This window comes from Geomicrobium sp. JCM 19038, from assembly GCF_000698125.1.
GTDB lineage: Bacteria > Bacillota > Bacilli > Bacillales > Marinococcaceae > Geomicrobium_A.
In genome coordinates this window covers 425,291-449,778 of record NZ_BAXA01000001.1, presented here as the reverse complement: position 1 = coordinate 449,778, position 24,488 = coordinate 425,291, and the positions used below count along the sequence as shown (strand labels likewise).

The 24,488-nt window shown below is 40.5% G+C and carries 30 protein-coding genes, 3 pseudogenes and 1 riboswitch; of the genes and pseudogenes, 6 read left to right on the top strand and 27 right to left on the bottom strand.

Annotated elements, in window-relative coordinates; translation table 11 throughout:
- Window positions 1-3: 3 nt before the first annotated feature.
- From gucD to JCM19038_RS02325, 6 genes are read right to left on the bottom strand one after another with little or no spacing between them, the layout of a single operon-like run.
- A complete protein-coding gene (gene gucD / locus JCM19038_RS02345; RefSeq protein ID WP_052360965.1) occupies window positions 4-1,410 on the bottom strand; it encodes an alpha-ketoglutaric semialdehyde dehydrogenase GucD in 1,407 nt (468 codons plus the stop codon).
- Window position 1,411: 1 nt separating this feature from the next.
- Entirely contained in the window at window positions 1,412-1,813 is a 402-nt protein-coding gene (locus JCM19038_RS25295) for a fumarylacetoacetate hydrolase family protein (RefSeq protein WP_373902242.1), read from the bottom strand.
- Window positions 1,814-1,836: 23 nt separating this feature from the next.
- Window positions 1,837-2,295: a hypothetical protein gene (locus tag JCM19038_RS25290; RefSeq protein ID WP_373902240.1), complete on the bottom strand. Its 459-nt coding sequence runs from the start codon at window positions 2,293-2,295 to the stop codon at window positions 1,837-1,839.
- A 22-nt stretch (window positions 2,296-2,317) separates the two neighbouring features.
- On the bottom strand, window positions 2,318-3,601 hold the full coding sequence (locus JCM19038_RS02335; RefSeq protein ID WP_042414053.1) for a TRAP transporter large permease: 1,284 nt from the start codon (window positions 3,599-3,601) through the stop codon (window positions 2,318-2,320).
- On the bottom strand, window positions 3,579-4,091 hold the full coding sequence (locus tag JCM19038_RS02330) for a TRAP transporter small permease (RefSeq protein WP_052360964.1): 513 nt from the start codon (window positions 4,089-4,091) through the stop codon (window positions 3,579-3,581). The genes JCM19038_RS02335 and JCM19038_RS02330 overlap by 23 nt, the downstream gene beginning before the upstream one ends.
- A gap of 2 nt (window positions 4,092-4,093) precedes the next feature.
- Complete coding sequence (locus tag JCM19038_RS02325) at window positions 4,094-5,104, bottom strand: C4-dicarboxylate TRAP transporter substrate-binding protein (RefSeq protein ID WP_042414050.1); 1,011 nt, start codon at window positions 5,102-5,104, stop codon at window positions 4,094-4,096.
- A 133-nt stretch (window positions 5,105-5,237) separates the two neighbouring features.
- Between JCM19038_RS02325 and JCM19038_RS02320 the strand changes: the two genes are divergently transcribed.
- The 3 genes from JCM19038_RS02320 to JCM19038_RS02310 all read left to right on the top strand — a co-directional run bounded on the left by JCM19038_RS02320 (window position 5,238) and on the right by JCM19038_RS02310 (window position 7,839).
- Window positions 5,238-6,080, top strand: coding sequence for an AraC family transcriptional regulator (locus JCM19038_RS02320; protein ID WP_042414047.1), 843 nt, complete (start codon window positions 5,238-5,240; stop codon window positions 6,078-6,080).
- 86 nt (window positions 6,081-6,166) lie between these two features.
- Window positions 6,167-6,928: an SDR family NAD(P)-dependent oxidoreductase gene (locus JCM19038_RS02315; protein WP_042414044.1), complete on the top strand. Its 762-nt coding sequence runs from the start codon at window positions 6,167-6,169 to the stop codon at window positions 6,926-6,928.
- A 29-nt stretch (window positions 6,929-6,957) separates the two neighbouring features.
- Window positions 6,958-7,839 carry a fumarylacetoacetate hydrolase family protein gene (locus tag JCM19038_RS02310; protein ID WP_042414041.1) on the top strand — a complete coding sequence of 294 codons (882 nt, stop codon included), beginning with the start codon at window positions 6,958-6,960 and terminating at the stop codon, window positions 7,837-7,839.
- Window positions 7,840-7,929: 90 nt separating this feature from the next.
- Here JCM19038_RS02310 and JCM19038_RS02305 read toward each other — a convergent pair whose 3' ends face one another.
- The 8 genes from JCM19038_RS02305 to JCM19038_RS02275 all read right to left on the bottom strand — a co-directional run bounded on the left by JCM19038_RS02305 (window position 7,930) and on the right by JCM19038_RS02275 (window position 12,021).
- Entirely contained in the window at window positions 7,930-8,241 is a 312-nt protein-coding gene (locus JCM19038_RS02305; protein WP_042414038.1) for a hypothetical protein, read from the bottom strand.
- Between the two features lie 157 nt (window positions 8,242-8,398).
- On the bottom strand, window positions 8,399-9,166 hold the full coding sequence (locus JCM19038_RS02300; protein WP_042414035.1) for an MFS transporter: 768 nt from the start codon (window positions 9,164-9,166) through the stop codon (window positions 8,399-8,401).
- Window positions 9,153-9,530: a hypothetical protein gene (locus tag JCM19038_RS20310; protein ID WP_152549317.1), complete on the bottom strand. Its 378-nt coding sequence runs from the start codon at window positions 9,528-9,530 to the stop codon at window positions 9,153-9,155. Before JCM19038_RS20310 ends, JCM19038_RS02300 begins: the two co-directional genes overlap by 14 nt.
- A complete protein-coding gene (locus JCM19038_RS20305) occupies window positions 9,497-9,775 on the bottom strand; it encodes a winged helix-turn-helix domain-containing protein (RefSeq protein WP_052360962.1) in 279 nt (92 codons plus the stop codon). The genes JCM19038_RS20310 and JCM19038_RS20305 overlap by 34 nt, the downstream gene beginning before the upstream one ends.
- 368 nt (window positions 9,776-10,143) lie before the next feature.
- The gene (locus JCM19038_RS02290; protein WP_238554248.1) at window positions 10,144-10,368 is read right to left on the bottom strand and encodes a multidrug efflux SMR transporter; all 225 of its coding nucleotides are present in this window, start codon (window positions 10,366-10,368) and stop codon (window positions 10,144-10,146) included.
- Window positions 10,365-10,691: a multidrug efflux SMR transporter gene (locus JCM19038_RS02285; RefSeq protein WP_042414032.1), complete on the bottom strand. Its 327-nt coding sequence runs from the start codon at window positions 10,689-10,691 to the stop codon at window positions 10,365-10,367. Before JCM19038_RS02285 ends, JCM19038_RS02290 begins: the two co-directional genes overlap by 4 nt.
- A gap of 80 nt (window positions 10,692-10,771) precedes the next feature.
- Window positions 10,772-10,869, bottom strand: a riboswitch (guanidine-I (ykkC/yxkD leader).
- Between the two features lie 68 nt (window positions 10,870-10,937).
- Window positions 10,938-11,486, bottom strand: coding sequence for a GNAT family N-acetyltransferase (locus JCM19038_RS02280; RefSeq protein WP_042414029.1), 549 nt, complete (start codon window positions 11,484-11,486; stop codon window positions 10,938-10,940).
- Between the two features lie 28 nt (window positions 11,487-11,514).
- A complete protein-coding gene (locus JCM19038_RS02275; protein WP_042414027.1) occupies window positions 11,515-12,021 on the bottom strand; it encodes a GNAT family N-acetyltransferase in 507 nt (168 codons plus the stop codon).
- A gap of 152 nt (window positions 12,022-12,173) precedes the next feature.
- On the opposite strand from JCM19038_RS02275, the pseudogene JCM19038_RS02270 reads away from it, so the two are divergent.
- Window positions 12,174-12,916 (top strand): annotated as a pseudogene (locus tag JCM19038_RS02270) (SDR family NAD(P)-dependent oxidoreductase).
- A gap of 86 nt (window positions 12,917-13,002) precedes the next feature.
- Window positions 13,003-13,590 carry a TetR/AcrR family transcriptional regulator gene (locus JCM19038_RS02265; protein WP_042414026.1) on the top strand — a complete coding sequence of 196 codons (588 nt, stop codon included), beginning with the start codon at window positions 13,003-13,005 and terminating at the stop codon, window positions 13,588-13,590.
- A gap of 129 nt (window positions 13,591-13,719) precedes the next feature.
- Here JCM19038_RS02265 and JCM19038_RS24180 read toward each other — a convergent pair whose 3' ends face one another.
- Complete coding sequence (locus JCM19038_RS24180) at window positions 13,720-13,848, bottom strand: hypothetical protein (protein ID WP_255343326.1); 129 nt, start codon at window positions 13,846-13,848, stop codon at window positions 13,720-13,722.
- Window positions 13,848-14,918, bottom strand: a complete 1,071-nt coding sequence (locus JCM19038_RS02260; RefSeq protein WP_152549316.1) for a hypothetical protein — start codon at window positions 14,916-14,918, stop codon at window positions 13,848-13,850. The genes JCM19038_RS24180 and JCM19038_RS02260 overlap by 1 nt, the downstream gene beginning before the upstream one ends.
- Window positions 14,919-15,338: 420 nt before the next feature.
- Here JCM19038_RS02260 and JCM19038_RS02255 point away from each other — a divergent pair, with 420 nt between their 5' ends.
- Window positions 15,339-16,712: an MFS transporter gene (locus JCM19038_RS02255; protein WP_042414019.1), complete on the top strand. Its 1,374-nt coding sequence runs from the start codon at window positions 15,339-15,341 to the stop codon at window positions 16,710-16,712.
- A gap of 132 nt (window positions 16,713-16,844) precedes the next feature.
- On the opposite strand, the gene JCM19038_RS24175 is transcribed toward JCM19038_RS02255, so the two are convergent.
- The 11 genes and pseudogenes from JCM19038_RS24175 to JCM19038_RS20295 form a co-directional block, all read right to left on the bottom strand.
- Complete coding sequence (locus JCM19038_RS24175; protein WP_255343331.1) at window positions 16,845-16,937, bottom strand: SDR family oxidoreductase; 93 nt, start codon at window positions 16,935-16,937, stop codon at window positions 16,845-16,847.
- Window positions 16,938-16,978: 41 nt separating this feature from the next.
- Complete coding sequence (locus JCM19038_RS02250; protein WP_255343325.1) at window positions 16,979-17,584, bottom strand: SDR family NAD(P)-dependent oxidoreductase; 606 nt, start codon at window positions 17,582-17,584, stop codon at window positions 16,979-16,981.
- A gap of 14 nt (window positions 17,585-17,598) precedes the next feature.
- The gene (locus tag JCM19038_RS24170; RefSeq protein WP_202963035.1) at window positions 17,599-18,057 is read right to left on the bottom strand and encodes an AMP-binding protein; all 459 of its coding nucleotides are present in this window, start codon (window positions 18,055-18,057) and stop codon (window positions 17,599-17,601) included.
- Window positions 18,054-19,220 (bottom strand): AMP-binding protein, encoded by a 1,167-nt coding sequence (locus JCM19038_RS02245; protein WP_202963034.1) that lies wholly within the window; start codon window positions 19,218-19,220, stop codon window positions 18,054-18,056. Before JCM19038_RS02245 ends, JCM19038_RS24170 begins: the two co-directional genes overlap by 4 nt.
- Before the next feature lie 12 nt (window positions 19,221-19,232).
- Window positions 19,233-20,032 (bottom strand): annotated as a pseudogene (gene menB / locus JCM19038_RS02240) (1,4-dihydroxy-2-naphthoyl-CoA synthase).
- A gap of 5 nt (window positions 20,033-20,037) precedes the next feature.
- Window positions 20,038-20,436, bottom strand: a complete 399-nt coding sequence (locus tag JCM19038_RS23255) for an acyl-CoA dehydrogenase family protein (protein WP_238554247.1) — start codon at window positions 20,434-20,436, stop codon at window positions 20,038-20,040.
- A gap of 242 nt (window positions 20,437-20,678) precedes the next feature.
- A complete protein-coding gene (locus JCM19038_RS23250) occupies window positions 20,679-21,221 on the bottom strand; it encodes an acyl-CoA dehydrogenase family protein (RefSeq protein WP_238554246.1) in 543 nt (180 codons plus the stop codon).
- Window positions 21,222-21,433: 212 nt separating this feature from the next.
- On the bottom strand, window positions 21,434-21,637 hold the full coding sequence (locus JCM19038_RS02230) for a hypothetical protein (protein WP_152549315.1): 204 nt from the start codon (window positions 21,635-21,637) through the stop codon (window positions 21,434-21,436).
- A 231-nt stretch (window positions 21,638-21,868) separates the two neighbouring features.
- Window positions 21,869-22,935: pseudogene (locus JCM19038_RS02225) on the bottom strand (PQQ-dependent sugar dehydrogenase).
- A 594-nt stretch (window positions 22,936-23,529) separates the two neighbouring features.
- Entirely contained in the window at window positions 23,530-24,096 is a 567-nt protein-coding gene (locus tag JCM19038_RS20300; RefSeq protein ID WP_081831545.1) for a class F sortase, read from the bottom strand.
- Window positions 24,078-24,458 (bottom strand): hypothetical protein, encoded by a 381-nt coding sequence (locus JCM19038_RS20295; protein ID WP_052360959.1) that lies wholly within the window; start codon window positions 24,456-24,458, stop codon window positions 24,078-24,080. Before JCM19038_RS20295 ends, JCM19038_RS20300 begins: the two co-directional genes overlap by 19 nt.
- Window positions 24,459-24,488: the final 30 nt, after the last annotated feature.

Below are 24,488 nucleotides of genomic sequence, written 5' to 3'. Positions count from 1 at the left end.
TCTTCACCCTTTCACGAAAACCGTTTTCACTGATGTAAAAAATTCAATCGCTGCACGACCTTGTTCCCTTGAATGTGAACTAGAGCTTTTCATACCTCCAAACGGAGCTTGTAACTCAACGCCTGCGCTTTCCGCGTTGACACGAATTAACCCCGCGTGCATATCGGTTATGAACGTTAACATTTCTTGAATGTTGGTCGTAAAAATGGAAGCACTTAACCCATAATCTGAGTCATTTGCGAGTGCTACCGCTTCTTGTATACTCGATACACGAAAGAGTGCTAAAACAGGTCCGAAAATCTCTGCTTGAGCCAGTGACATCGAGCGATCAACATTTTCAAAAACGGTCGGCTCAACAAAATAACCATCTAATGAAGAAACACGGTTTCCACCTGCAAGTAGTGTGGCACCTTCTTTTTTTCCTTTATCGATTGCTTCTAACACTTTCTCAAATTGCGCTTTCGTCGCAAGCGGACCCATCCACGTGCTTGCTTCCAATCCATCTCCAATGGTTATCGCTTCTACCGCATGAAGAAGCTTTTCTTTGAATGCATCATACACATCTTCTTCCACAATAACCCGACTTGTCGCTGTACATTTTTGACCGGTTGATTTGAGACCACCGCTAATTGTCGCTTCAACGGCAACATCTAAATCTGCATCCTTCGTTACGATTACAGGGTTTTTACCACCCATTTCTAGCTGGTACTTCGCACCACGCTCAAGTGCCGATCGTCCAATCTGTTTTCCTACTGCATTTGAGCCTGTAAATGTAATGGCAGAAACATGAGGGTGTTCGACAAGGGCTTTCCCGATTTCAGCCCCTTGTCCAGTCGCAATATTCACGACACCATCAGGAAATTGTGCCGAGCGGAAACAAGCAATGACTTTTTGTGCAGTGACAGAAGCTTCTTCTGCTGGTTTTAAGATCACTGTATTTCCATAAGCAAGTGCAGGAGCGATTTTCCAAATCGGTATAGCAACTGGGAAGTTCCAAGGTGTAATAGCTCCGACCACACCTAATGGACAACGGGTCGTATACATTAATGCATCGCTATCCGTTGATGGGATGACTTGACCGATTTCTCGCATTCCTTCACCGGCAAAGTAGCGTAAAATTGCAACACCACGTGCAGTTTCACCTTTTGCTTCTGCTAATGTTTTACCCATCTCTTTTGTCATCGTCATGGCGATGTCTTCTAATTGAAGTTGAAGTTCATCAGCCGCTCGATGTAAATACATCCCCCGTTCTGGCGCAGGCAACTTTGCCCATCCAGAATGTGCATACTGTGCACGGTCAACAATTTTCTCAAGCATCTCAACGGATAGATCTTCTACATGTCCAACGACCTCAGTCGGTTTAGCAGGATTTACACTTTTGAACGTTGCTGCCGTTTTCATCTGTGTCATCTCAAACCAGCTCCTTTTTCGTTGCATGATTACTATTTACCTTGTTCGATAACGTTCCAATTTTCGTAATTTCAATGTCAATTTGATCATTCTCCTGAAGTGTAAAATCATTATCAGGAACAACACATGTCCCCGTTAAAAGCACTGTGAAATCTTCAATTTCGTTGTCTTGTAATAAATAAGAAATAAGTTCTTCAGGTGTTCGTTTTAATTGCTTAAGACTTGCAGAATCATTAAATAGTACATCGCCATTGCGTGTTATTTTGCAATAGATCGTAAAGTCGCTAATATCAGTAACGCTATCTACTAGAAGTAAAGCTGGTCCAATTGCACAAGAACGCTTCCACACTTTCGCTTGAGGAAGATACAGAGGGTTTTCTCCTTCAATATCTCGGCAACTCATATCGTTTCCAATCGTATAGCCAATCAGTGAGCCTCATGATTCATGACAAGACCGAGCTCAGGTTCTGGAATCTGCCACGTACTATCTGTACGTAATGCTACAGCTCCGCCAGGCCCAACGGTTCTTAGTGGTGTCGCTTTAAAAAAGATCTCTGGGCGCTTCGCGTCGTACACCTTATCGTAAAACGTTGTCTGACTGCCCACTTCACCTGTCGCTTCATAGTTACGCGCCTCACGACTACGCTGATACGTAACTCCCGCTGCCCAAACTTCTGAAAGCTCAAATGGAATGAGTAAATTTAATTGATCAAGTTCAACATGAACCTCTTCCCAACTTGTCATTTCATTACGAATCCAAGCAGATGAACCGCCACTAATGTCTAACAACTGACGCACCGTATCATAGGGTGCGATTTTAATCGCTTCACCATCTACAACTGCTACATAGACAATCTGTTTCTCCAAAAAGCGTATGATTCTCATTTTCTTCACTCCTTTTTTTAGTTTAAGAAAGTAATTCTGGCAACCATAGTGAAATGGCTGGAATAAAAATAATGACAAGTGTTAGTACAATAAGCAGTAACCAAAACGGGATGACTTCCTTAATAAAAACTTCAATTTTCACTTTCGTAATCGCTGCTGTTGTAAACATAATCGTTCCAATTGGAGGTGTGATCGTACCAATACTCAAACAAAGGATAAAGAATATTCCGAAATGAACAGGATCAATTCCATACGTCTCAAGCATCGGTATAAAAATTGGCGTTAAGATGATGAGCATTACGTTTCCTTCAATGAACATTCCTACTATAAGTAAAAAGACAAAGATAATAAGTAAAAACAAAATCGGGTGATCAATTAAGCTTGTAATACTTGATGTTAGCGCTTGAGGCACTTGTTCTAACGTCAAAATCCAGCCGAATGCGGTCCCTGCAGCGATAATAATCATGACTGTAGCAATGATTTGTATCGATTCTTTTAATGCGAGCCATAAATCTTTGAAGGTCATTTCACGGTAAATAAAAAAGCCTATAATTAATGCGTACACAACAGCTATTGCTCCCGCCTCAGTTGGACTGAAAGCGCCTAAACGAATACCGCCAATAATTATAATTGGCAAAAGCAAAGCGAGCAGTGCATCTTTAGAAGCAACTAGTAGATCTGTAACTTTTGGTCGCTCTTCCTTTACTTGCTCAAACCCACGCTTTTTTGCAGCAAAGTGTACATAAATTAATAGAAAGACTGCGAGTAATAATCCTGGAATAATCCCCGCAATAAACAAATCACCAATCGAGACATTACCAACATATCCATACAGAATTAAGGCAATTCCTGGTGGTAAAATCGGAGTAATTAATGAACTTGTCGCTGTTAATGCTGCAGAAAAACCTGGTGCATAACCCTTTTTCACCATTTCAGGAACGAGGATTTTGGATTGCATAGCAGCGTCAGCAACATTGGATCCAGATAAACCACCAGTTAATACACTCATAGTGACGTTGACTTTCGCGAGTCCACCAGTAAGATGGCCCGTCACAAGTTTTGCAAAGGTTAACATACGGCGTGTGATGCCTGTATAATTCATCAGCACGCCTGCAGTAATAAAAAACACAATGCCTAGCAATGGAAAAGATTCAACCCCACTAATCATTCGTTGTGTTAATGTCTCATTCATAAAACTGTCGTTCGTTAAGAAGTAAAGTAATGAACCTCCAAGCATCGCATACGCTACCGGTACATTTAGCAAGATCAACAAAAGGATGAGACTAACGATGAGAAGAATCGTCATCTTGTACAGCTCCTTCCTCTTGCATAAACCAAGATTTATCACGTTTAATGGCAACTGTAAGTAAGTGATACAGTGCAAGTACGCCACCTAATGGAATGGCCACATAAATCAATTTAAAATCAATCCCTAGAACAGGTGTTACCTTCCAGTGGGTATCTATCATTAATAGAAATCCCCAATAAATAAAAACAATGGACGTGACCAGTATAAGAACAAACCATCGAAGCCATTGAATAAAGTGAAACCATTTCTTTGGCAACTTCCGAATAAAATAATCAATGCCTACATGTTCATTACGCTTCATCACTGAACTTATACCAATGAACGTAAGCCACACGAACAACGCAAGTGAAATCTCTTCGCTCCATGTTAACGGTTGAGATAATACAAAACGAAAGAAGACATTGGAAGCAATAATAACGATGATTAAACTTAGAGCAATGGTTGCGATGACATCATCTACCTTTTCAATCATGCTTCGTATCTTCATTTTTAATCCTCCTTAGGTCGCTCTTCCATAAGTTCCAACACGTGTTCATATAAACCAGGCGACCAGGCGGGCATTGAATCATAAAAAGGTTCAACCGCTTCTCGGAACAGTTCTTGGTCAACCTCATGGATTGTCATGCCTTCATTTTTAAATGTTTCTAGAGCTTCTTTCTCTTCTTGTTCTGTAATGGCATGCGTATACCTTGCCGCTTCTTCACTCGTTTCAGAAAGAATTCGTTCTAAATCTTCAGGCAAATCCTCCATCATTCCAGTTCCTGTTACCCAAATACTCATCACTTTCATATGACCGGTTAATGTTAAATGACTCGTCACTTCATTGGTTCGAGTTCCTTGCAACACAGGCAAAGGATTCTCTGCTCCATCAATGACACCTTGTTGAAGTGATGCATACAAATCACCAAGTGGTAAAGGTGTTGGAGAGGCTCCAAGCGCATGGAATGCTCGTATATAAAGATTATTGTTAGGCACTCGTATTTTCATGCCTTTCAAATCTTCTGGTGTCGCGACCGGTGTTTTCGTCATCAGATGTCGCTCACCATAGATGGTTTCTTTTCCTAACAATGCTAGTCCCATGTCATTCATTTCATGTTCTAAACCTTCATACCAATCCGTTGTTGTTAAATAGAGAAGATCATCAAACTCTTCCGCCAAATACGGGGCTGCTAAAATTCCTAGGTCCGGAACATAATCCATCAAAAAATCGTAAGCCGTAAACACAATCACATTGTTGCCTCTCATGGCAAGTTCAATCATGTCACTCTCACCTCCAAGTTGAGAACTTGGATAGACATTTAGTTGCAAACGACCATCACTCTCTTCTTCAGCAAGTTCTGCCCATTTGCGCGCTTGCTGGTCTAGCGGTTCGCCGGGTTGATTTCCGTAAGCGATGTTAATCGTGTGCACATCTTGCTCGACTGCAGCGGATGTGCTTAAGGAACAACCTGATCCGATTAGGAGCATAGCACCTAAGACACTGACAAGCCCTCTTCTCATTTCAATTAATCTCCCTTCAAAAGAAAACGCTTTCAACATGTTTTATTTATGCTATCATGAAATCATTACGCAATGATATTGCGATTTCTAGTGAAAAACTTGCGTATTTTAATCTATTAAGGGAGAAGGTTCTATGGATGCGATCGTGAAAGAGTTTGATGAATCGAATGTTGTTCCATTTCACATGACTTTCCACCATACAAAAACAAAGTATGAAGAACTTCCACATCACTTACATGAATGGCATGAAGTCTTTTTAGTTCACAAAGGGAAAAGCCGCTTTTTTATTGATGATTTGTTTTATGACCTAGAGCCTGGAGATATTGTTATTATTCCAAGCAATGTGATTCATTGTACTCAACCAGCTGATGGTGCCCTTTTTACGAGTTCCGCATTGTTCTTTTGTCCATCGATCCTTACCGGAAACAGTGATGTACTCACTGATTTATTCTCTTCTTCTAAGCTACAAAGAAAACATCGCTATCACCTCAGCGAAGAAAAGCAAAGTGAATTTCTAGAACTCTTAAATAAGCTTAATCGTGAAACCTCCACATCGGATCGCTTCACAGGCGAAATGTCGATCATCCTCATTCAAGCAATTGTGATTTTTCTAAGCCGTCATTGTCACACAACAGCAAATGAGACCGCAGGTATGCCAGATTGGATTCATCACAGTCTTCATTACATTAACAATCATTTAGATGAAGAGATCGAACTTACACAACTCGCATCCGCTGCATGTGTTCATCCAGCTTATTTTAGCAAGCGATTTAAAACGACGATCGGATTAACATTTAGCGATTTTATTAAATCAAAACGAATGATAAAAGCGAAAGAATTACTTCGAAACACGTCTTGCAGTGTACAAGATATCGCTGAACAATGCGGCTATAAAAGCATGCCACATTTCTTTCGAACGTTTAGAGCCACAACAGGTAAAACGCCTTCGGTTTACCGTAAGATGAGCTTAAATTAAGGTATCTTTTCGCTAAAATAAGCAATTCTATTCTCTATTTTGATGTGCTACAGTAAGCACATGATCAATAACGAGGAGGGAATCGTATGCGCTTACGTCAGAAAATTGCCATTATTACGGGCGGTGGTTCAGGTATTGGTCAACGTACAGCTGTACGTTTTGCAAATGAAGGAGCAACGGTCGTTATCGCAGACATTGACCGTGAGAATGGCCAACAAACTGCCGATGCTCTTAAAGGAGATCAACGGTTTATTAGGACCGATACGACAGACGCGAGCTCTGTACATGAAATGGTCGAAAAGGTCATAGATGAATACGGGCGAATCGATGTCTTGTTTAACAACGCTGGAGTTAGTGGTGTTGGTCGATTGCATGAAGTCGATGAACATGACTGGGACCGTGTGATGAATATCAATGTGAAAGGCGTATTCTTGCCGTCGAAATCAGTGATTCCACACATGATGCAAGCAGCGTCGGGCGTGATTATTAATATGTCGTCTTGCATTGCAGAAATTGGTCTTGGAGAACGTGCATCCTACGCGACATCAAAAGGTGCCGTCCTATCATTAACGAAACAAATGCAAGTGGACTACGCCAAATACAACATTCGTGTCAACGCACTTCTTCCCGGCACGATCATGACGCCATTTGTGGAAGATTACTTATCACGTGCAGCTGAGCCAGACAAAGCAATTGCAAAGATCAAAACACGGCAATTGTCAGGTGACCTTGGAAAACCCGAAGATGTTGCCGATGCTGCACTTTTTCTTGCATCAGATGATTCAAGATTTATGATGGGCTCACCACTCTATGTAGACGGAGGCGTCGTTTTTGGTAAGGACGCGTAAACAATTACTAGTACTGGAGATGAAACGACATGAAATTAGCCAATTTAGAAGTGAACGGAGTTTCGCACCTTGGAGTTTGTATCGATAATACTGTAATAGATGTAACAGAAACATTAGCAACCGAACGGCGTACTGATTTACCGACTTCGATGATGGGCTTCATTCACGCGGACAACCTAACGCAACATGCCTTTCAAGATTATGTAACGACGCTTTCTATGGCCAATTCATCTCATTTAGCCGAATCTGAAATAACATTTGGTCCGGTTGTCCCTCAGCCTGAAAAGATAATTTGTGTGGGATTAAATTACCGTAAACATGCAGATGAGACAAATTCGCCATACCCTGAGCTACCGATTCTATTTAATAAATTTAACAATACCCTCACCGGTCATAATCATGATGTTTCAGTTCCAAATGTAACGAATGAGTTGGATTACGAAGTGGAACTTGCAATTGTCATCGGCAAAACGGCAAGTGGCGTTTCTGAAGACGAAGCACTCGATTATGTCCTCGGTTATGCGATCGCAAATGATCTGTCAGCAAGAGATTTACAACTACGCACACCACAATGGTTACTTGGAAAGACACTTGACGATTTTAATCCAATTGGTCCTTACTTAGTCACAAGAGATGAAGTACCCGACCCACAACAGTTAGCACTAACAACTACAGTGAACGGTAAGACTCGTCAAGATTCCAACACATCAGACATGATTTTCACCTGTAAAGAAATTATTAGTTACATCTCAAAGCACTTCACCCTAAAGCCAGGTGACATCATCTTAACTGGAACGCCTGAAGGTGTCGCCATGGGCATGCCTAAAACAGAACGAGAATACTTAAAGCCAGGGGATACCGTTACAGTAAGCATCGAGAAGCTCGGCTCTTGCACAACTCGATTCATCTAATGGGGACAGTCCCCACCGCTTTATAGCATTAAAGTGCATTGTAAAAAGAAAGACTGCAACATGTTAACGTGTTGCAGTCTTTCTTTTTGTTCAATCAGCCGATACAAAGCCTCGCAACCTCCAAAAACTTAAGCATGCCGTACAAATCAATACAAGTCCACTTACAAGCAAAATCGTTCCAATTGATATAGAGATTGATAATAACCAAGCGGTTATCATATATGAAATTGGCGCTAAGCCCCTTGAAGCCGTTCCGAGCATACCTGTTACTCTTCCTAGCATTTGTGGGTCTGTATTCTCTTGAATTAACGTACGAATCGGTATATCGCCAATACTAATTGCAATTCCAATCAATGCTAAGACGACAATCGCTTGCCACAATGTCGTAGACTGACTTAACAATAACAACGTCTACCGAGCAAGATGAGGCGCGTAACAGATATCATTCCCCGTCTCTTTTAGTTCCACGTTGCAACGATTAACGCACCGAGAACCATCCCAATCGCAAACGATGCTTCTAGTAAGCTAAGATCAAATGCACTTCCTTCCAAAATATCACTCACAATAATCGGCGATGCATCGTTCCTGGACCTGTGATAATTAAATTCGTCATAATACTAATCGTCATAGCCCCTATAAGAAACTGCGACTTCGAGGCGTATTGAAAACTATCACGTAGTTCTCTAAAAATCGTCGTTTTTGCACGTGTCTTTTCTGTTTCAAAGCCAAGTAAAGGCAGTATACAAATCGCCCCAACAAGTAATAGTACAACGACAGTTCCAAAGACAAGCTCAAAAGAACCTAATGTTAGAAGTAAGCCAGCAATTAATGGACCACTAATAAACGTCAGCCGAAACGATAGCTCAAGGAACGAATTCGCACGGGTTAATTGTTCTTTTGGAATTAACGCTGGAACAATCGTGTTGTTCGCCGGCCAATAAAACGCATCAAGAACTCCAAATAACAAAGCGAATAGAATTAACGTCAAGACATCTAACAACCCGAAGATGATGAGAATGTCCATCTTGGCAATAAGTACACTTCTTATGAAATTGGATAAAAGCATGAGTACCGAACCTTTTAATCGATCCGCATACGCTCCTCCAAACACCATAAATAGCACTCGAGGTAATGACGTAGCCGCAAGAACCAGTCCTAATGCGGCTTGATTGTTCAACTCGTCCACAACATACCACGTCTCGGCAAGCAAAAAGATTGAAAATGCAAACCCTGTGAATGTACTTGATAACAAAATTAAAATATAATTCCGATTTTTAAAAAGTGACAGTAGCGTTACTCGTTCCTCGATTTGTTCATGATTGTTCATCCGAGTCTCGCTTCTTTTGATCGCCGACCTCTTCAAAGAAAGGTTCATCTAATTGAAAACCAATTGTCGTTAAATAATAAGGCTTACCATCTTCTCCATCCATCTCATAAAATTCATCAACGAGTTTTCGATATTTTGCAATCCACTCAATGAATTGCCCTTTGCGAAGTCGCGTTTCCACTTGCATCGCAATTGCAGGTCGCTTCGTAGGATCAGAGCTTTTTAATTTAAATGCTTCATCGGGGGCTGCTAAAGTTCGAAGTCTTGCCCGTTGTAATACGTTTAAGACCGTACCTCGAAAATAGTCCCCGACCTCAGCCGCATGGGGCATCAATTGTTCGCTAGGAAAGTAGCTTTTTGCCACGGCTTTAAAAACTTTTGAACAACACTCTTTTTTTCTTCTTTATGTACAACCTTTATAAACTTGTTCTTTTCAAGCTCATGAAGTGCGTAATGGACTTTAGAACGGGGAACCTCTAGTGTTTTTGCTAATTGTTGCCCAGTATATGCTCGTTCAACAAGCATCGTTAAAATGTGAGAACGAAACGGATCACTCACAGCTTTTAATTGTTCATGGTTTTCAATCATCATGTACGAGTGTTGTGTCATCTAATATCCTCCTTATTAATTTAACCCGCGTTAATTTTTTAACCCACAATTATATAATCACTTAATTTAGTTTAATTGTCATATTATTTTAATTAATCAGCAGATTACTTTCCTGCTCTTCAGCTTTCCTATCTTAAGCAAGGAGTTATCATTCATTACAATTATATTATATTAAAATAATTACGGTACGTGAAATTATAAAGGTTTTATCTTAAAGCAAAGCCACCGCCCTCTTCTATGTAAAAATCACCACCCTCAAATCGAGGGGTGGTGTCGTTAACCTGAAACGACTCGTAAACCAACTACAGCGACAATAATGACTAGCAAACAAGCGATTCGTTTCACATCTTTTGAGTCATTGTAAAATATCATCCGATCACAGCACTTCCTACCGTCCCCATTCCTGTCCAAACCGCATAAGCAACACCTAAGGGGATCGTCTCCATCGCAATTGATAGCAACGTAAGACTAATGGCAAACCCAAAAACGATAAACAATATCCCGCTTACTTTCTGCCCTTGAATATACCGTTGTATGCCATTCACTCCTGCGACTTCAAGTAAACCAGCGATTATGAGTATGATCCAACTCATGAGTGATTTTCCTCCTTTTCACCTGTCACCATTTTTAGGCCTAACACACCGCTAAGGAGCAAGGCGACGAAGAAAACGACCCCAATGTTTAGAGATGTTCCAAAAAAGACGATATCGACCGCCACAGTCCCGACGGTACCAAGCCCGACAAAGACCGCATAAACCGTACTTGTCGGTAATGAAGATGCGGCACGAATTAATAGGCCAAAACTAATAATGATTGCAATGATCGTTAATATCCACGTTATGGCATCATTTGCATACTTTAATCCCGTTGCCCAGCCAATTTCAAATAACGCGGCAATCACGACTGTAATCCACATACGCTCACCTCTTTTTTATTATTCCCGAGACTTTTTAAAACATGAAAAAGCCCGGGACATACTGCGTAAAATTACGCAATATCTCCCGGGCTTTTTTCCCTCCGTGAACAGCACGAATCTTGTGCTGCACTTTCCCTCGGACCAGACCTCTTCGAGCGGAACCCTAGAAAGTGTTTATTTATTTGTTTATCTAACTACCGATAGTTAGTATTGTAGCAAATCTTCGTCTTTTAGGCAACGTAATACTTAATCATTAGGGTTTAATAATGAAAACCGTACATGATCTTCCCATCGGTCATTTACTTTAAGCATTTGCTTCGTTAGCCCTTCCTTTTCGAACCCTAATTTCTCAACGACTCGAATTGAAGCGCTGTTAAATGGCATAATTGGCGCTTCAATTCGATGGATGTTATATTCTTCAAACATTGCATTAATGGCTACCCGTAATGCTTCAGTAAGATATCCTTTCCCATTTTCATTCTGATCCATTTTATAGCCAACAAAGCACGACTGCATAATACTACGAATAATGTTCGAAAAATTGATACAACCGATCAGTTTTGTCTCCTCTTCTTTTTTATAGATCCAAAACTTCACAGCTTGTCCGTTCAAGTAATGCACTTGATCTTGTTTTAGTAACTCAACTTGTGTAGCAACCGTGAAGAACGCTTCACTCTTTTTCGCCTCCCATTTTTCTAAAAACTGCTTGTTCTGTATGTAAAATTGCAAAACTTGCTCCGCATGCGAAGGACCGAGTTGCTTTAATCGAAGTCGGTCTGTTTCAAGTTGCTTCATTTTCCTCACCTCTTTTAATCTCGAACATTTAGATGTTTCGTTTATATCGTAGGCTCACGTACGGTTCATTCTCGATCGTTGCATAGCCTCTTTGCTTCGTTTGATAAATAAACCCTTTTGCTTTGTAAAACGGAATGCCCTTTTCATTATGCTGTTGTACAGACACCCATTGCTCTGTTGCACCAAGAGTTAGTTGCTGCTTTGTAATTTCTGCAAGTAACTTTGAACCAATTCCCTCATTCCGACGATCGGGGTCGAGATACAAAACGAACAGCTCTGCGCTTTGTTCGGCAATCATTCCGCCCCCACCTGCACCAACAACGGTTCCATTTTCTATTGCTACAAAATAACCGCCCCAATGATTACTCGTTTCTGCTACTTCTTTACTAACACGGGCTTCATGATAAAACTCATCACAGATCCTTTGGATATACTCAGCAGATGCTAGCTCTTTATACGTCGACCAGTACCCTCTCGTACATACCGAAATAATGCCTGCTACGTGCTGTTTCGTTGCTTTTTGAACTTGAATCATCGTCTCACCTCTTCTGACTATTATGACATAAGCAACCAAGCTACGTTGATCATCATACCTTTTCGTTGGCTTTTTTACATTCGTATGATATAACAAAGATGTGAACTAATTTACATTATGTAAATTATATAATCATCGACGGAGGGATTATCATGAGATTACAAGATAAAGTTGCTATTATTACAGGTGCTGCAAATGGCATGGGTGCGAAAGAAGCGGAATTGTTTACTGCTGAAGGAGCAAAAGTCGTTGCAACAGACGTAAATACTAAGCAATTAGACAAACTCGTCTCTCGTGTAAAAGCAGCTGGAGGAGAGATCTTAGGGATTACGCATGACGTGAGTTCTGAAGACCAATGGAAAAGCGTGATTGCAGAGACTCTTGACACGTTTGGAAAAGTGGATGTACTTGTCAACAATGCTGGTATTTCAATTAATAAAAGTTTTGCAGAGCTAACGATGGAGCAATGGAACAGCGTTATGGACGTTAACTTAAATGGCTGCATTCTCGGAATGAAATATGCAATTCCTGAAATGAAAAAAACAGGTGCAGGATCTGTAATCAACATTTCTTCTATTGGTGGCATTGTCGGTATGGCGGGCTCAAGCCTTACACCGCTGCCAAAGGTGCGCTACGTTCCCTTTCGAAATCAGCAGCCGTAGAATATGGTAAAGATAACATTCGCGTAAACTCTGTTCATCCTGGCATCATTGTGACACCAATGACTGCAGAATCAATGGAACAAGCGATGCCGTATTATCAAATGCACACGCAATTACCGAACCTTGGAGAACCAGAAGATGTGGCATATGGCGTACTCTTTTTAGCGAGTGATGAATCTAAATTTATGACAGGCTCAGAACTCATCATTGACGGTGGTTGGACTGCCCTATAGAACGCACTAAAGAAATCAGGAATCGCCCTGATTTCTTTTACTTTTCTGTGGTAAAATTTATTGAACCAATACAGCAGGTGATCGAAATGAAAAGAATTGATCCACGGCAACACCGTTCAATTGATAAATTACACAAAGCGTATTTAACGCTAGTGAGAGAAGAATCCACACCATTAACTATTCAAATGTTGTGCAACGAAGCAAACGTCACGCGCCCAACGTTTTACAAACAATTTAAAGACATTGCGGAGCTTAAGTATCATCTTCATGACACGTTGTTACGTAAATTAAAACAATCGTTAACGATCGTTAACCCTAAGCCGTTATCAGAACTACAACAAGTAGAACGGTCTCGTTATTTGACCGCTTTATTTGAACATATATACGAGAATCATTCTACATATGAAACACTTCTCGTTGAGCAAGCGGATTCACGGTTTATAAATCATATGAAGTCTGTTCTACATGACTATATCGACGAAGGGATTACGTACACCGGATATCATCATCAACTTCGCGTTGAACGCCCATTGGTAATTTCTTTTATTTCCGGTGCCTATATAGAAAGCATTACGTGGTGGATTCAACATCACTATCCGTACACACCAACTCAAATGGCTGCCCAACTTATTGACTTATCAATTTATGGTCCGTATAACTTACATGATGAGTAGCTGTATATTTTGTATTGAGTAACTCACAATTTTATAAAGCACATTTAAAAAAGCTAAAAAAAATAAAAAAGTAATCATCTTTGTCTCGTGATGATTACTTTAATCTGAAGCTTTGATAACTCAACCATATCAAGTTACATCGTTTTTGTTTTGTGGTTCAATAACTGTGTTATCAGCCACTTGATTGTCTTGAAGAGCTACATTAAAGCCAAAAGCCATAACAACAATTAGACCAACTGTTGCTAACTTCTTGAGCATTATAAATCACCTCCTAAAATAGGTACTACGTAGTTGGTATAGTCTAAATAATAATACGCCAGTTTATATTCTTCATTGTGCAAATGAAAATTAGACAGTTCCTTCGTAACATCTCTAAGTTCATATAATAACTTTTTTTCTTTTAATATACTAAGCCCCATATTAATCTTGATGGGATCGGGGCGATCGTGTAAGTATAATTCGCGACAAATAATACCTCGTGCTGTAAACTCGCTCAAACTTTGTGCTTTATTTTGAATTTCCCCTTCTACTTGGTTTAACATCTCCTTACCCCAGTCTAAAGCACCCATCTTTAACCAAGAGTGAGCTAGGTTAAACCTAGACTTAATGCCAACATTAGATTTATTCTGATTACCCGTATTTAAAGCTGATAAATAAAGTTCTGCAGCTTTGTTGAATCTACCAAACCGAAATTCATTGTTTGCCTTACTTCGAATGGCCATAGATTTTGTCAAAGGTTCATGTGTAGAAAGCAAAACAGCTTTTTCCGAGCATTCGATTGATTCTCTATCATATCCAGCTTCAGAAAGTATACCTGCTTTAATAATCGACAGATTCGCTTTGAGTCGATCATGATGTATCGAATTTCTTACTAAATGATAAGAACGGTTCAGGTAGTTAAGCGCGGTTATATTCTGATCTAAACGATAATAAACATAACCTGTCCTAAAATAGAATTCCGCCTGTTCAAATCTACTCACATAATCTAGGCTTTTCTCTGCGATTCTAAGTGATTCAATTGAATGAATGTAATCTTCATTGTTCATCAATATTGTGGCTTGCATGAACTTGTGTAAGTATTTTAAAGTGCGATCCGTAGTTTCTAATACATCTTTATCTAATAAATCTGACCGATAAAAATTAGACTGAAGTGTAATCTCATTTGTAATTAACTGATGTTTTAAATTCACTAAATCATAATAACTTTCTATTTGTTTAGGCAAATGGATTGGGGAAAGTAAATCGTCGATTTCTTTCTTTAACTTTCTAGCTTCCTCAAGCTTATACGTCGATAATTGAGTAAACCATTGTCCAATTAACTGTAACAATTGATTCTCATACGTCTTTGTCACCTAACAGCACCATCCAAATCTCTTCAAACATCTAAAATATGACTAGAGCGAAGAATAGTTAAAAATCACTTCCCTAATTAAAATTAGTTCCTCTTCTTTCAATTCTCGATTTAGTTCATCTTCTATATCATGAGTAACGAAAGCAATAAATATTTCTATGTTTTCCATTATAATCCATTATAAAATACAAGGCTCTAATTTTCAATTAATTTTTACAATTCTTACTAAATAGTTTAAATTAAAACTATGATATGTACTATAATTTCATATTTATTTACAAAACACGCTCGTTTAATTTAGATCTAACATCAATGTTCCAAAATAAACTATAGATAAAAAATTGTTGATAATTTCCTACAAAATAAGTACGTATCATTTGCTACTGGAGGAACGTTTATGACGAGTGTACCTACCACCAAGACAACTGAAGTGTTCGCGTTTAATGAACGGTTAGTGCTAAGTTTCTGGGCGATTGGCATGTGGCTAATGACGATGAATACGACGATGTTTAATGTCGCACTTCCATTTGTCATACTTGATTTTCAGTTAACGTCATCTGTCGCTACTTGGATTGTTTCAGGCTATTCTATTGTCTTCGCAATTTCTGCCTTAACGTTTAGCCGTTTGTCTGATTATGTCCCGATACGCCGGCTTATTAGTGTTGGTTTAATGATCTTAGGCCTGTCGTCATTGCTCGGTTTTTTTGCGAGTAACTTTACCACACTTCTCATTGCTAGACTTCTTCAAGCAATTGGTGCAAGCACATTGCCATGTCTTGCTGTTGTCCTAGCTTCTAAGTACGTCCCAATTAAACGAAGAGGAAACGCAATGGCGATTATTGCAGCAGCTGCAGCGCTCGGCTTTGGGATGGGACCTCTCGTTGGCGGCTTTTTCACAGAATTTTGGGGATGGAATTATTTATTTCTAGCGCCATTTGTTGTACTCTTTATCCTTCCTGTTTTAAGAAAGCATCTACCTGAAGAATCGATTCAGCGAGTGCAATTTGATGGACTTGGAGCACTCCTCGTAGGGGTTGCGGTTGTATCTACTCTCTTAGTCATTACGAGCGGTATTTTTGTCGCGATTGTCATAGCCATACCAGCATTTATACTTCTTTGGAAACACGTACACAGAACAGCCATTCCGTTTATTCAACCTGAACTTCTGCATAACCGTCGGTTTTTGATTTTAACGGTATTTCCATTTACTTCATTCTTTATGAACTTCGCAACGATGTTTTCGATTCCCATCTTATTACTCGAATTGTTTAATCAAAATCCGCTTCAAATTGGCTTAATTATGTTCCCAGGTGCGTTACTTGCAGCCATTTTAACGCAATCATCTGGGAAGTTGATCGACCATAAAGGTCCGCTTCTTGTCATGTTACTCGGTCTTCTATTACTTAGCTTTGCGACGATCTTCTTTGCACTATTTGCCAGTTACTCGACGTATGTATCACTCAGTCTCCTCGTCTTTATGATTGCCGGCTCAAACATCTTAATGGCGAGTGCGAACAATGAAATCTCACGAGTACTCCCACAAACTCTAATCGGTGCCGGAATGGGTGTCTCACAACTCGTCCAATTTATAGGTGGTGCATTTGGTGTTGGTGTGACTGGATTAATTCTTTCGCTACAGCAACACGTCGAAGCTACACAAACGTTTCGAAACTTGTATTTACTTCTATTAACCTGGTTAATCATTGCGACCGTTGTGTTTTTCGTTTATCGGAAAGCTAACAAAGAGTTTAAAAGATCTCTTGTTGGGTAAAAGAATGACTTTACGCCTCTAGTGAAGAAAGGCGCTGGCTCTATATGCTTTACTAGTTGTTTAAATTCCATAAAAAAGCCATTCTATAAGAACACAATCGTGTCCTTATAGAATGGCTTGCGCTACACACGTTTAAGCCATCGTCAATCCACCATTCACCGACAACGTTTGCCCGGTAATGTAATCCGCTTCTTTTGAGGCAAAAAACGCAACAGCGTTGGCAATATCTTCGGCTTCGGCTAGCCTTCGGAACGGTATGGCTTTCTCTAACGCTTTAACGATGCTTCATTGTACGTACTAATCTCTTGAAGTAGTGGCGTGTTGCTCGGTCCTGGGGCAATGCAATTCACGTTGATTTTATGACGTGCCATTTCCCTAGCGAGCGTCTTTGTGAATGAAACGACGCCACCTTTAGCGGCTGAATAGACCGCTTCTCCCGATGAACCAACTCGTGCGGAGTCAGATGCTAAGTTAATGACTTTGCCGCCGTGACCTTGTTCAATCATTTGTGGTAGGACCGTTTTACACGTATGAATTTGACCGAGCAAATTAATCGCGATTACTTTCTCCCACGTATTTGGTTCGCTATCCAAAAACGGTTCAATCTTATCCCAGCCGGCGTTGTTTATGAGAACATCGATTTGCCCGAACGCTTCGATCGCCTCGTTCGTTGCCCGCGATACATCTTTAAGGTTCGTCACATCACAACGAACAGCAATCGCCTCTGTTTCTAATAGACGGACTGTTTCTTTAGCCGCATCTTGATCGATGTCTGTTACGACAACTTTTACTGCTTTTAGTGATAATGTTTTCGCAATTTCACGGCCAATGCCTCGCCCTGCTCCTGTTATAAACGCAATCGTTTCTCCCATACTCGCTCCTCCTACTATGCTTTTGTTTTTAGCATGTCTCGTAATTTGTATTTTTGAACTTTGCCACTCGGAGTACGTGGAAATTCATCAATGACTTCGAGATACTCAGGCCAGTACTGTTTTGCGACCCCTTTATCTTTCAAATAGGATTGCAATTCACTTAACGTTAAATGACTCGCTTTTGGAACTAACTCAACAATGGCACAAGCCTTCTCTTGGAGACGTTCGTCAGGAACTGCGACCACCTGGGCACCTTTAATATCGGGATGTTCGTATAAAACATTCTCGATATAAGCAACAGGAATGTTCTCGCCACCTCGAATAATAATGTCCTTATCTCTGCCCGTGATTCTCACATACCCATCAACATCAATGGTCGCGCGGTCACCTGTGATGAACCAGTTATCCGTAAATTCAGATGCCGTCAATTCTGGCTGATGAAGGTAGCCGATGAAAAGTGCAGGCCCTTTCACGAGTAAGGAGCTTCTTCATTTGCCTCACATTCGTTTCCATTTTCATCCACCGTCTTAATCATCATCTCTGGAAACGGGCAACCGTCTGTTTCAGTTAATTTTTCCGTTGAGTCATCTAACTTTGTAAGTGTGACGAGGCCATTTTCAGTTTGACCCCAGCCTGATAAAATCGTAAACGGCACATTTTCTTTCGCTTCTTTTACGAGTGGCCGTGGAATTGGCGCACCGAGTGACACAAATGCTCGTAACGTTTTGAGATTAAATGATTTCACATTTTCAAATTGCACCACATCTTGCAAGAAAGGTGTTGCACTTGCTGTGAATGAAATACGTTCTTTTTCTACCGATTGTAAAAACTGCTCAGGGTTCCATATATCTTGGTACACAGCGGTGCCGCCAATCGTAGTCGGCAACCGCACGCCATAACCAAAGCCCGTCTGATGACCGAATGTTGAAGGCATAAACATAACGTCTTCATCGGTTAATCGTAGTCGCTCAATCCAATAGTTCGTCGACATACAGAGCGTATTGTGCGTATGCATTACACCTTTAGGTAACCCGGTCGTGCCTGATGTGAAAATGATTTCAGTTACGTCATTTGGTTCATGTGTCGTCTCAAGCGAGTGATGATTTAAAGTATCTTCCCAATTGAATTCCGATAACTCAGTAAACGCTTTCATTTCACCAGGTACTTCATCACCGATCACAAACACGTGATCTAGTTCTGGCCAGTCACCTCTCAGCCGCTCAATCATGTCTGTGTAACAGAATCCTCTAAAATGATCCGGTATGACGATCATTTTAGAGCTTGCAGTCTTTACCATATAGCCAATCTCTCGGTCTCGATAAATTGGAATGAGTGGATTTGTAATCGCCCCTAGCATCGTCGCCGCATAATGCACGATCACAAACTCATTCCAATTCGGTAGTTGAACACTAATTACATCGCCTTTCCGAAGACCGTAGTGATACAGTCCAAGTGCCACGCGCTCCACCTTTTTAGAGAGTTCACTGTACGTATACCGACTACGACCATCAATGATCGCCTCTTTGTTCGGTGAATTTTCCACACATTGCTTTAAATAATCTAAGATCGTCTTATTGGGCCAAACCTTTTCATACTTCTGTAACGTCTTTGGAGGTACATGATTCGTTTCAGTCACTATGACGCCCCCTTAACTACGGAATTTTTGAAAATCGACCGGACGTTTTTCTAAGAAAGCATTTTTGCCTTCTTCAGATTCCTCACTATTGTAAAACATCGCAAGGCTTCCCATCGCAAGTTGAGAAATTCCTGTAATACTTGCTGAATCAGCGTTAAACGAGTATTTTAGCATCTTAATTGCGGTTGGATCTTTTCGAGAATTTTCCCTGCCCAATTTCTTGCTTTTTGTTGGAGCTCATCTTTTTTTACGACTTTATTCACAAGTCCCATCTCTTTGCATTCCTCTGCACTGTATTGCTCGCATAAATACCAAATCTCTCGCGCTTTTTTCTCACCAACAATTCTCGCTAGATACGCGGAACCAAACCCAGCGTCGTAACTTCCGACCTTCGGTCCGCTTTGTCCAAACGTTGCTGTATCGGCTGCGATTGTTAAATCACAAATCACATGCAATACATGACCTCCACCGATTGCAAAGCCATTAACGGCAGCAATCACAGGTTTGGGGATGTTTCGAATCGTTTGGTGAAGATTCTCGACTTCTAAACCGATGCCCATGCCAAGACCGCTTTGATCGTCATAGCCGCCTTCACCAGCTTTTTGTTTTTGATCACCACCGACGCAAAATGCTTTTTCTCCTTCGCCCGTTAAAATAACCGCTCCAACCGCGTTATCGTCCCACGCATCGCGAAACGCAGCAATCAATTCACGGATCGTTAACCCTCGAAAAGCGTTATATACGTGGGGACGGTTGATCGTAATTGTTGCAATCCCTTCATGTTTCTCATAATTAATGTCTTCAAAATACATGTTCATCACCCTTTTACGTGTTCAGTTTGATTAGAATGTTGGTACGAGCGGTACGCTTTGCCGATTAGTTGCTTAGCAATGACCATTTGATTTGCTTGTGCGGTTCCATCGCCAATTTCTAGGCCAATCACGTCACGTAGACGCTGCTCAAGTGGCATTTCTTTCGTGTAGGCATAATGCCCATTTAACAGTAAGCATTCATGGATCGCTTCTTGGCTGTATTTAGGACCGAGCCATTTGACGGTTGCCGCTTCCTTTGTATGACTACGCCCTTGATCACGAAGCCATAAACCTCGGTAGGCTTGCCATTTAAGCATCTCGAGTTGTTGATAGTGCGTCACAATTGGAAACGAGACCCCTTGATACGTAGCGAGTGGTTGACCAAATGATTGTCTCGTTTTCACGTGTTGAATTGTCTCATCAAGCTTTGAACGGCTGCACCAACACATTGAAGACCAATTAATAACCGACTAAGATCAAAACCGTTCATCACTTGTTTAAAGCCTGCGTTTAACTCACCAATCAAATAATTTTTTGGTACACGAACGTCATGAAAATAGACAGACCCTCGACTAATGGCGACATTGCCATATCTTCATAACTTGAGCTCTCAACTCCATTTAAACTTGATGGAACGAGAAACGCGCTAATTCCGCGATTTCCAAGTGCTGGATCGGTTTTTGCAAAAGACAAATGCGTCTGCCTCTGTAGCAACACTGATGCCTGATTTTTCACCATTAAGTACAAACACATCGCCGTCATCCACCGCTGACGTTTTAATTCCTGCAGCATCTGTGCCTGCATCCGGTTCTGTAATGGCAATACCAAAAATTTCTTCACCGGAAGCAAGTACTGGCAAGAACTCCTCTTTTAACTCTTCACTCGCATGCGTTGCAATAATCTCTCCAATTAGTGCATTAAGCATGACCGCATACGTTAAGTTAAAGTCCCCGCGACCAATCTCTTCTGCCGCAATTCCTGTCGTGACACAGTCGGCAGCGCTACCTCCAAAGTGTTCAGGGACCCGAAGACCTGTAATTCCTACATCACCTAGACGCTTCCATAAGTGTCTTGGCAGTTTCTTTTCTTTATCCCATTTTGTATAACTGGGTAACAATTCTTCTGTTGCTAACTTTTTAAGTGTTCGCTTAAAATCCTCTTGCTCTTCTGTAAATGAAAAATCTAACATGTTCGTTGCCTCCTTTCGCTTACTATTACTCATTGCAAATGCTATGCCAACGTACTATTGCGCATTAGAAGGATAATCGAACCTCAATTTTCGCAATTTCGAGAATTTTTATTATCATTGCGAATACAAATTAAGAATTTCTTTCATAAATCAATAAAAAAACGCTCTCTTTTGAGAACGTCAATTCATCGATCTACGTTGTGTGAGGGTTATCAGCCCTGTTCTTCTTTTTCATGCTTTTCCTTTCCTTTTGCTGTTAGAAAAAAACCAATGACAAATCCACCAATAGCAAAGCCAATTACGCCAATCCAGTACGGTTCACCACCAAGTAGCATACCGACGACAAACATGATGAACGCATGCAATAACGAAAAAAGAATGCCTCGCTTCAACCGTCTAATTATATTAGGTTCCATACAACGGTATACCCGTATTTTTCTTAAAACGAACGTAATTGTAAGATAACAGGAATAAACATATAATAAAAGACCATGAACACGGGGTTCATGGTATTCCAAATTTTTATACTCCTTTCTTATCTTTCAAAAAAGAAGCAGGCATTCATGGATTTCCATGAATGCCTGCTTCTTTACTATTGTCAAGCGCCTTAAGTTAAGATAAGGTTAGGTGCTTTTAGAAGTAATAAATTATTCAGCGTCGTCTTCATCAGTTTCAACATCGTCTTCTTCTGTGTCTTCAACTGTTTCACCTTCACCTGCTGCAGTCACCTTATAAATCATACCGCCATCAGTGATTGCAATAAGCGCGCCATCCTCAGTTACAAGAATATCACGGAAACGTTCGCCTTCTTCAGTTAATAGACGTTCTTCTCCAACGATGAGGTCATCTTCAATAACGACACGAGCAATATAGCTCGACGCTAAACCACCGATGAATAAGTCGTTCTCCCATTCAGGAATTGCGTCGTTATCATAGAATGACATACACTTGGTGCACTTGTAGGATCCCAATAATATACTGGTTCAACAAAACCTTGCGCATCGTGTTCTGAAATACCATCGTTGATTAATTCACCACTGTACTCGATACCATAAGAAACAATTGGCCATCCATAGTTATTACCTGGTTCAATAATATTCAGTTCATCCCCAGCTTGTGGGCCGAATTCAACAATCCATAAGTCTCCTGTTTCAGGGTGGAAGTCCACACCTTGAATATTACGGTGACCGTAGCTGTAAATACCATCTAGTGCGTCTTCATCTTCAATAAATGGATTCGTATCTACTGCTTCTCCATCTTGTGTAATGTGAATGACTTTACCTAAGTAAGCATCTAAGTCTTGTGCACGTTCGCGAATTGGATCATCTGAACGCTCACCAGTTGTTAAGAATAAGTTATCTTCATCATCAAAGATAATACGTCCACCATAGTGTAAGTCACCATCATAAGCTGGTTCTGCTTGGAAGATTACTTCAAAATCTTCAAGTGAGGCTTCATCTTCTGATAAAACACCTTTACCGACAGCAGTTACAGTACCATCTTCAAGATCTTGAGCAAACGTCATAAATACTAATCTTGATTCGTCAAAATCAGGTGCAATGGTCACATCAAGTAAACCACCTTGACCTTCGTTATTTACTTCTGGTGTACCTTCGATTGGATCTGAAACAGAGCCATCTTCAAGGTTTATAATAAGAAGTTCTGCTGAATCTCTTTGCGTAACAAGTAAGCGGTTTGTATCAAACTCTTCCATACCCCAAGACACGTCAAGACCTTCAGCAATAACTTCCACATCAAGTTCTGCTTCAGTCTCTACTTCAGGTGCTCTTGTTTGTTCTGGAAATGCTGGTTCAAACTCAGTAACTTTCGGCTCAGATTCTGCACTTGTATCTGTATTTTCATCAGCGCCCTCGTCAACACTTTCTTCTGTTTCAACATCCGAGTCATCCGTTGATTCTTCGTCTGAAGTATCACCATTTCCACATGCTGCCAAAGTCAATACAGAGATCAGCATTGTAAAAGACATCAATTTTGACCACGAAAATTTCGTCATTCTTTTTCCTCCCAATTTCTAAACTATTAAACTGAATATATGATACGAAAGTTTTAACAAATTTTCGTTACTGAGTTTCAGGTGACTGAACTTTAGTAACAAAATAAAACTCCTTTGAAATAATATCAAAATAATCTCCGGATTGCAAAGGAATGATAGCATGGATAGTATTGTCAAAAGAGGAAAATCTTACTGAGCAAAAGTTTCTTTGTACAAGTATGGAGTACTTAAAAAGCTAACTAAAACATTTTCAACTAAAAAGGAATCAAACCTTTGGACTTTAAAAAACGATGGCTATTCTGCCACCGTTACATTCTCAGCATCTGATTCATTTCCAAAGTGATCAATCGTTTTTATGATGTAATTCTCTTGTTCATCTGTCATTTGTATCGCTTTTCTCTCTGTTTGGGAAACGCTAGCTACATACGTTTCTGTTCCTTCAGCATCAACGGAGTAAATGCGATAACCAGCGACATGATCTTCACGAACAGCATGCCAAGTGAGCAATGTTCCTTGCACCGTTAACTCTGTTGGCGATGACGGTTGTAACTCTTCATCTTCCTCGTCGTCGATTAGTGATGTGTACACGACAAGACGCTCATCATGGGTACCAACGTCACGATCAAAGATTCCTGCACACGTAATCAAGTTCAACTGCTTTGTATCACTTGAACCGAAGATTTCATCTACCGGAGAATCATCAAAAGGATAGCTTTCTAACCGTTCAACAACATACTCCAGTTCCTCTCCGTCTTCACCCGCAACCAAGATCGAATCGCCCTCTTCTAGCTCGTCTAAATCAAAAAACACCGCAGGTCCAGTACGATCATCAACGTGACCTGCTAATACTGCATTCCCAATTCCACCAGGCTTCGTACCAGGTTCGTACCAGCTACATCAGTTCCGTTGTCAGGCACACCCATTTGGCCATTATCTAGCTGACCGACTTCCACAATTGGCGCGTCGATATTTAATGTAGGAATTGAAATGCTCGTTGGATTGATTTCACTGCTTTTGCTTTTTTCACGTTCGGCTTGATCAATCGTTTCTTGATCAAGGTTAAATTCTTCAGCGATTGTCTGTTCAGTATAAGGCTCTATCGTTTGATCATTTTCTTGTAATCGAACACCTTCATCGTCTAGAGATTCCTCAAAATCTTGAGCATCCGTCGTACTACAACCGATAACTAGTAACGACAAGGCAATAACTACGAAGCCTTTCATGAAATCATCACTCCTTATCCAAAACGTAAA

Bases quoted from the DNA above. Each gene is read 5' to 3' on its own strand.
- JCM19038_RS02330 (WP_052360964.1), bottom strand. From the start codon at position 4,091: ATGAAGATACGAAGCATGATTGAAAAGGTAGATGATGTCATCGCAACC.
- JCM19038_RS02275 (WP_042414027.1), bottom strand. From the start codon at position 12,021: ATGATTCAAGTTCAAAAAGCAACGAAACAGCACGTAGCAGGCATTATT.
- JCM19038_RS25295 (WP_373902242.1), bottom strand. From the start codon at position 1,813: ATGAGTTGCCGAGATATTGAAGGAGAAAACCCTCTGTATCTTCCTCAA.
- JCM19038_RS02300 (WP_042414035.1), bottom strand. From the start codon at position 9,166: ATGAACAATCATGAACAAATCGAGGAACGAGTAACGCTACTGTCACTT.
- JCM19038_RS02315 (WP_042414044.1), top strand. From the start codon at position 6,167: ATGCGCTTACGTCAGAAAATTGCCATTATTACGGGCGGTGGTTCAGGT.
- JCM19038_RS02255 (WP_042414019.1), top strand. From the start codon at position 15,339: ATGACGAGTGTACCTACCACCAAGACAACTGAAGTGTTCGCGTTTAAT.
- JCM19038_RS02230 (WP_152549315.1), bottom strand. From the start codon at position 21,637: ATGGAACCTAATATAATTAGACGGTTGAAGCGAGGCATTCTTTTTTCG.
- JCM19038_RS02325 (WP_042414050.1), bottom strand. From the start codon at position 5,104: ATGAGAAGAGGGCTTGTCAGTGTCTTAGGTGCTATGCTCCTAATCGGA.
- JCM19038_RS20295 (WP_052360959.1), bottom strand. From the start codon at position 24,458: ATGAAAGGCTTCGTAGTTATTGCCTTGTCGTTACTAGTTATCGGTTGT.
- JCM19038_RS02285 (WP_042414032.1), bottom strand. From the start codon at position 10,691: ATGTGGATTACAGTCGTGATTGCCGCGTTATTTGAAATTGGCTGGGCA.
- JCM19038_RS02310 (WP_042414041.1), top strand. From the start codon at position 6,958: ATGAAATTAGCCAATTTAGAAGTGAACGGAGTTTCGCACCTTGGAGTT.
- JCM19038_RS02250 (WP_255343325.1), bottom strand. From the start codon at position 17,584: ATGGGAGAAACGATTGCGTTTATAACAGGAGCAGGGCGAGGCATTGGC.
- gucD (WP_052360965.1), bottom strand. From the start codon at position 1,410: ATGACACAGATGAAAACGGCAGCAACGTTCAAAAGTGTAAATCCTGCT.
- JCM19038_RS02320 (WP_042414047.1), top strand. From the start codon at position 5,238: ATGGATGCGATCGTGAAAGAGTTTGATGAATCGAATGTTGTTCCATTT.
- JCM19038_RS02290 (WP_238554248.1), bottom strand. From the start codon at position 10,368: ATGAGTTGGATCATACTCATAATCGCTGGTTTACTTGAAGTCGCAGGA.
- JCM19038_RS23250 (WP_238554246.1), bottom strand. From the start codon at position 21,221: ATGTTAGATTTTTCATTTACAGAAGAGCAAGAGGATTTTAAGCGAACA.
- JCM19038_RS20305 (WP_052360962.1), bottom strand. From the start codon at position 9,775: ATGACACAACACTCGTACATGATGATTGAAAACCATGAACAATTAAAA.
- JCM19038_RS25290 (WP_373902240.1), bottom strand. From the start codon at position 2,295: ATGAGAATCATACGCTTTTTGGAGAAACAGATTGTCTATGTAGCAGTT.
- JCM19038_RS02280 (WP_042414029.1), bottom strand. From the start codon at position 11,486: ATGAAGCAACTTGAAACAGACCGACTTCGATTAAAGCAACTCGGTCCT.
- JCM19038_RS02335 (WP_042414053.1), bottom strand. From the start codon at position 3,601: ATGACGATTCTTCTCATCGTTAGTCTCATCCTTTTGTTGATCTTGCTA.
- JCM19038_RS24180 (WP_255343326.1), bottom strand. From the start codon at position 13,848: ATGCTCAAGAAGTTAGCAACAGTTGGTCTAATTGTTGTTATGGCTTTT.
- JCM19038_RS02265 (WP_042414026.1), top strand. From the start codon at position 13,003: ATGAAAAGAATTGATCCACGGCAACACCGTTCAATTGATAAATTACAC.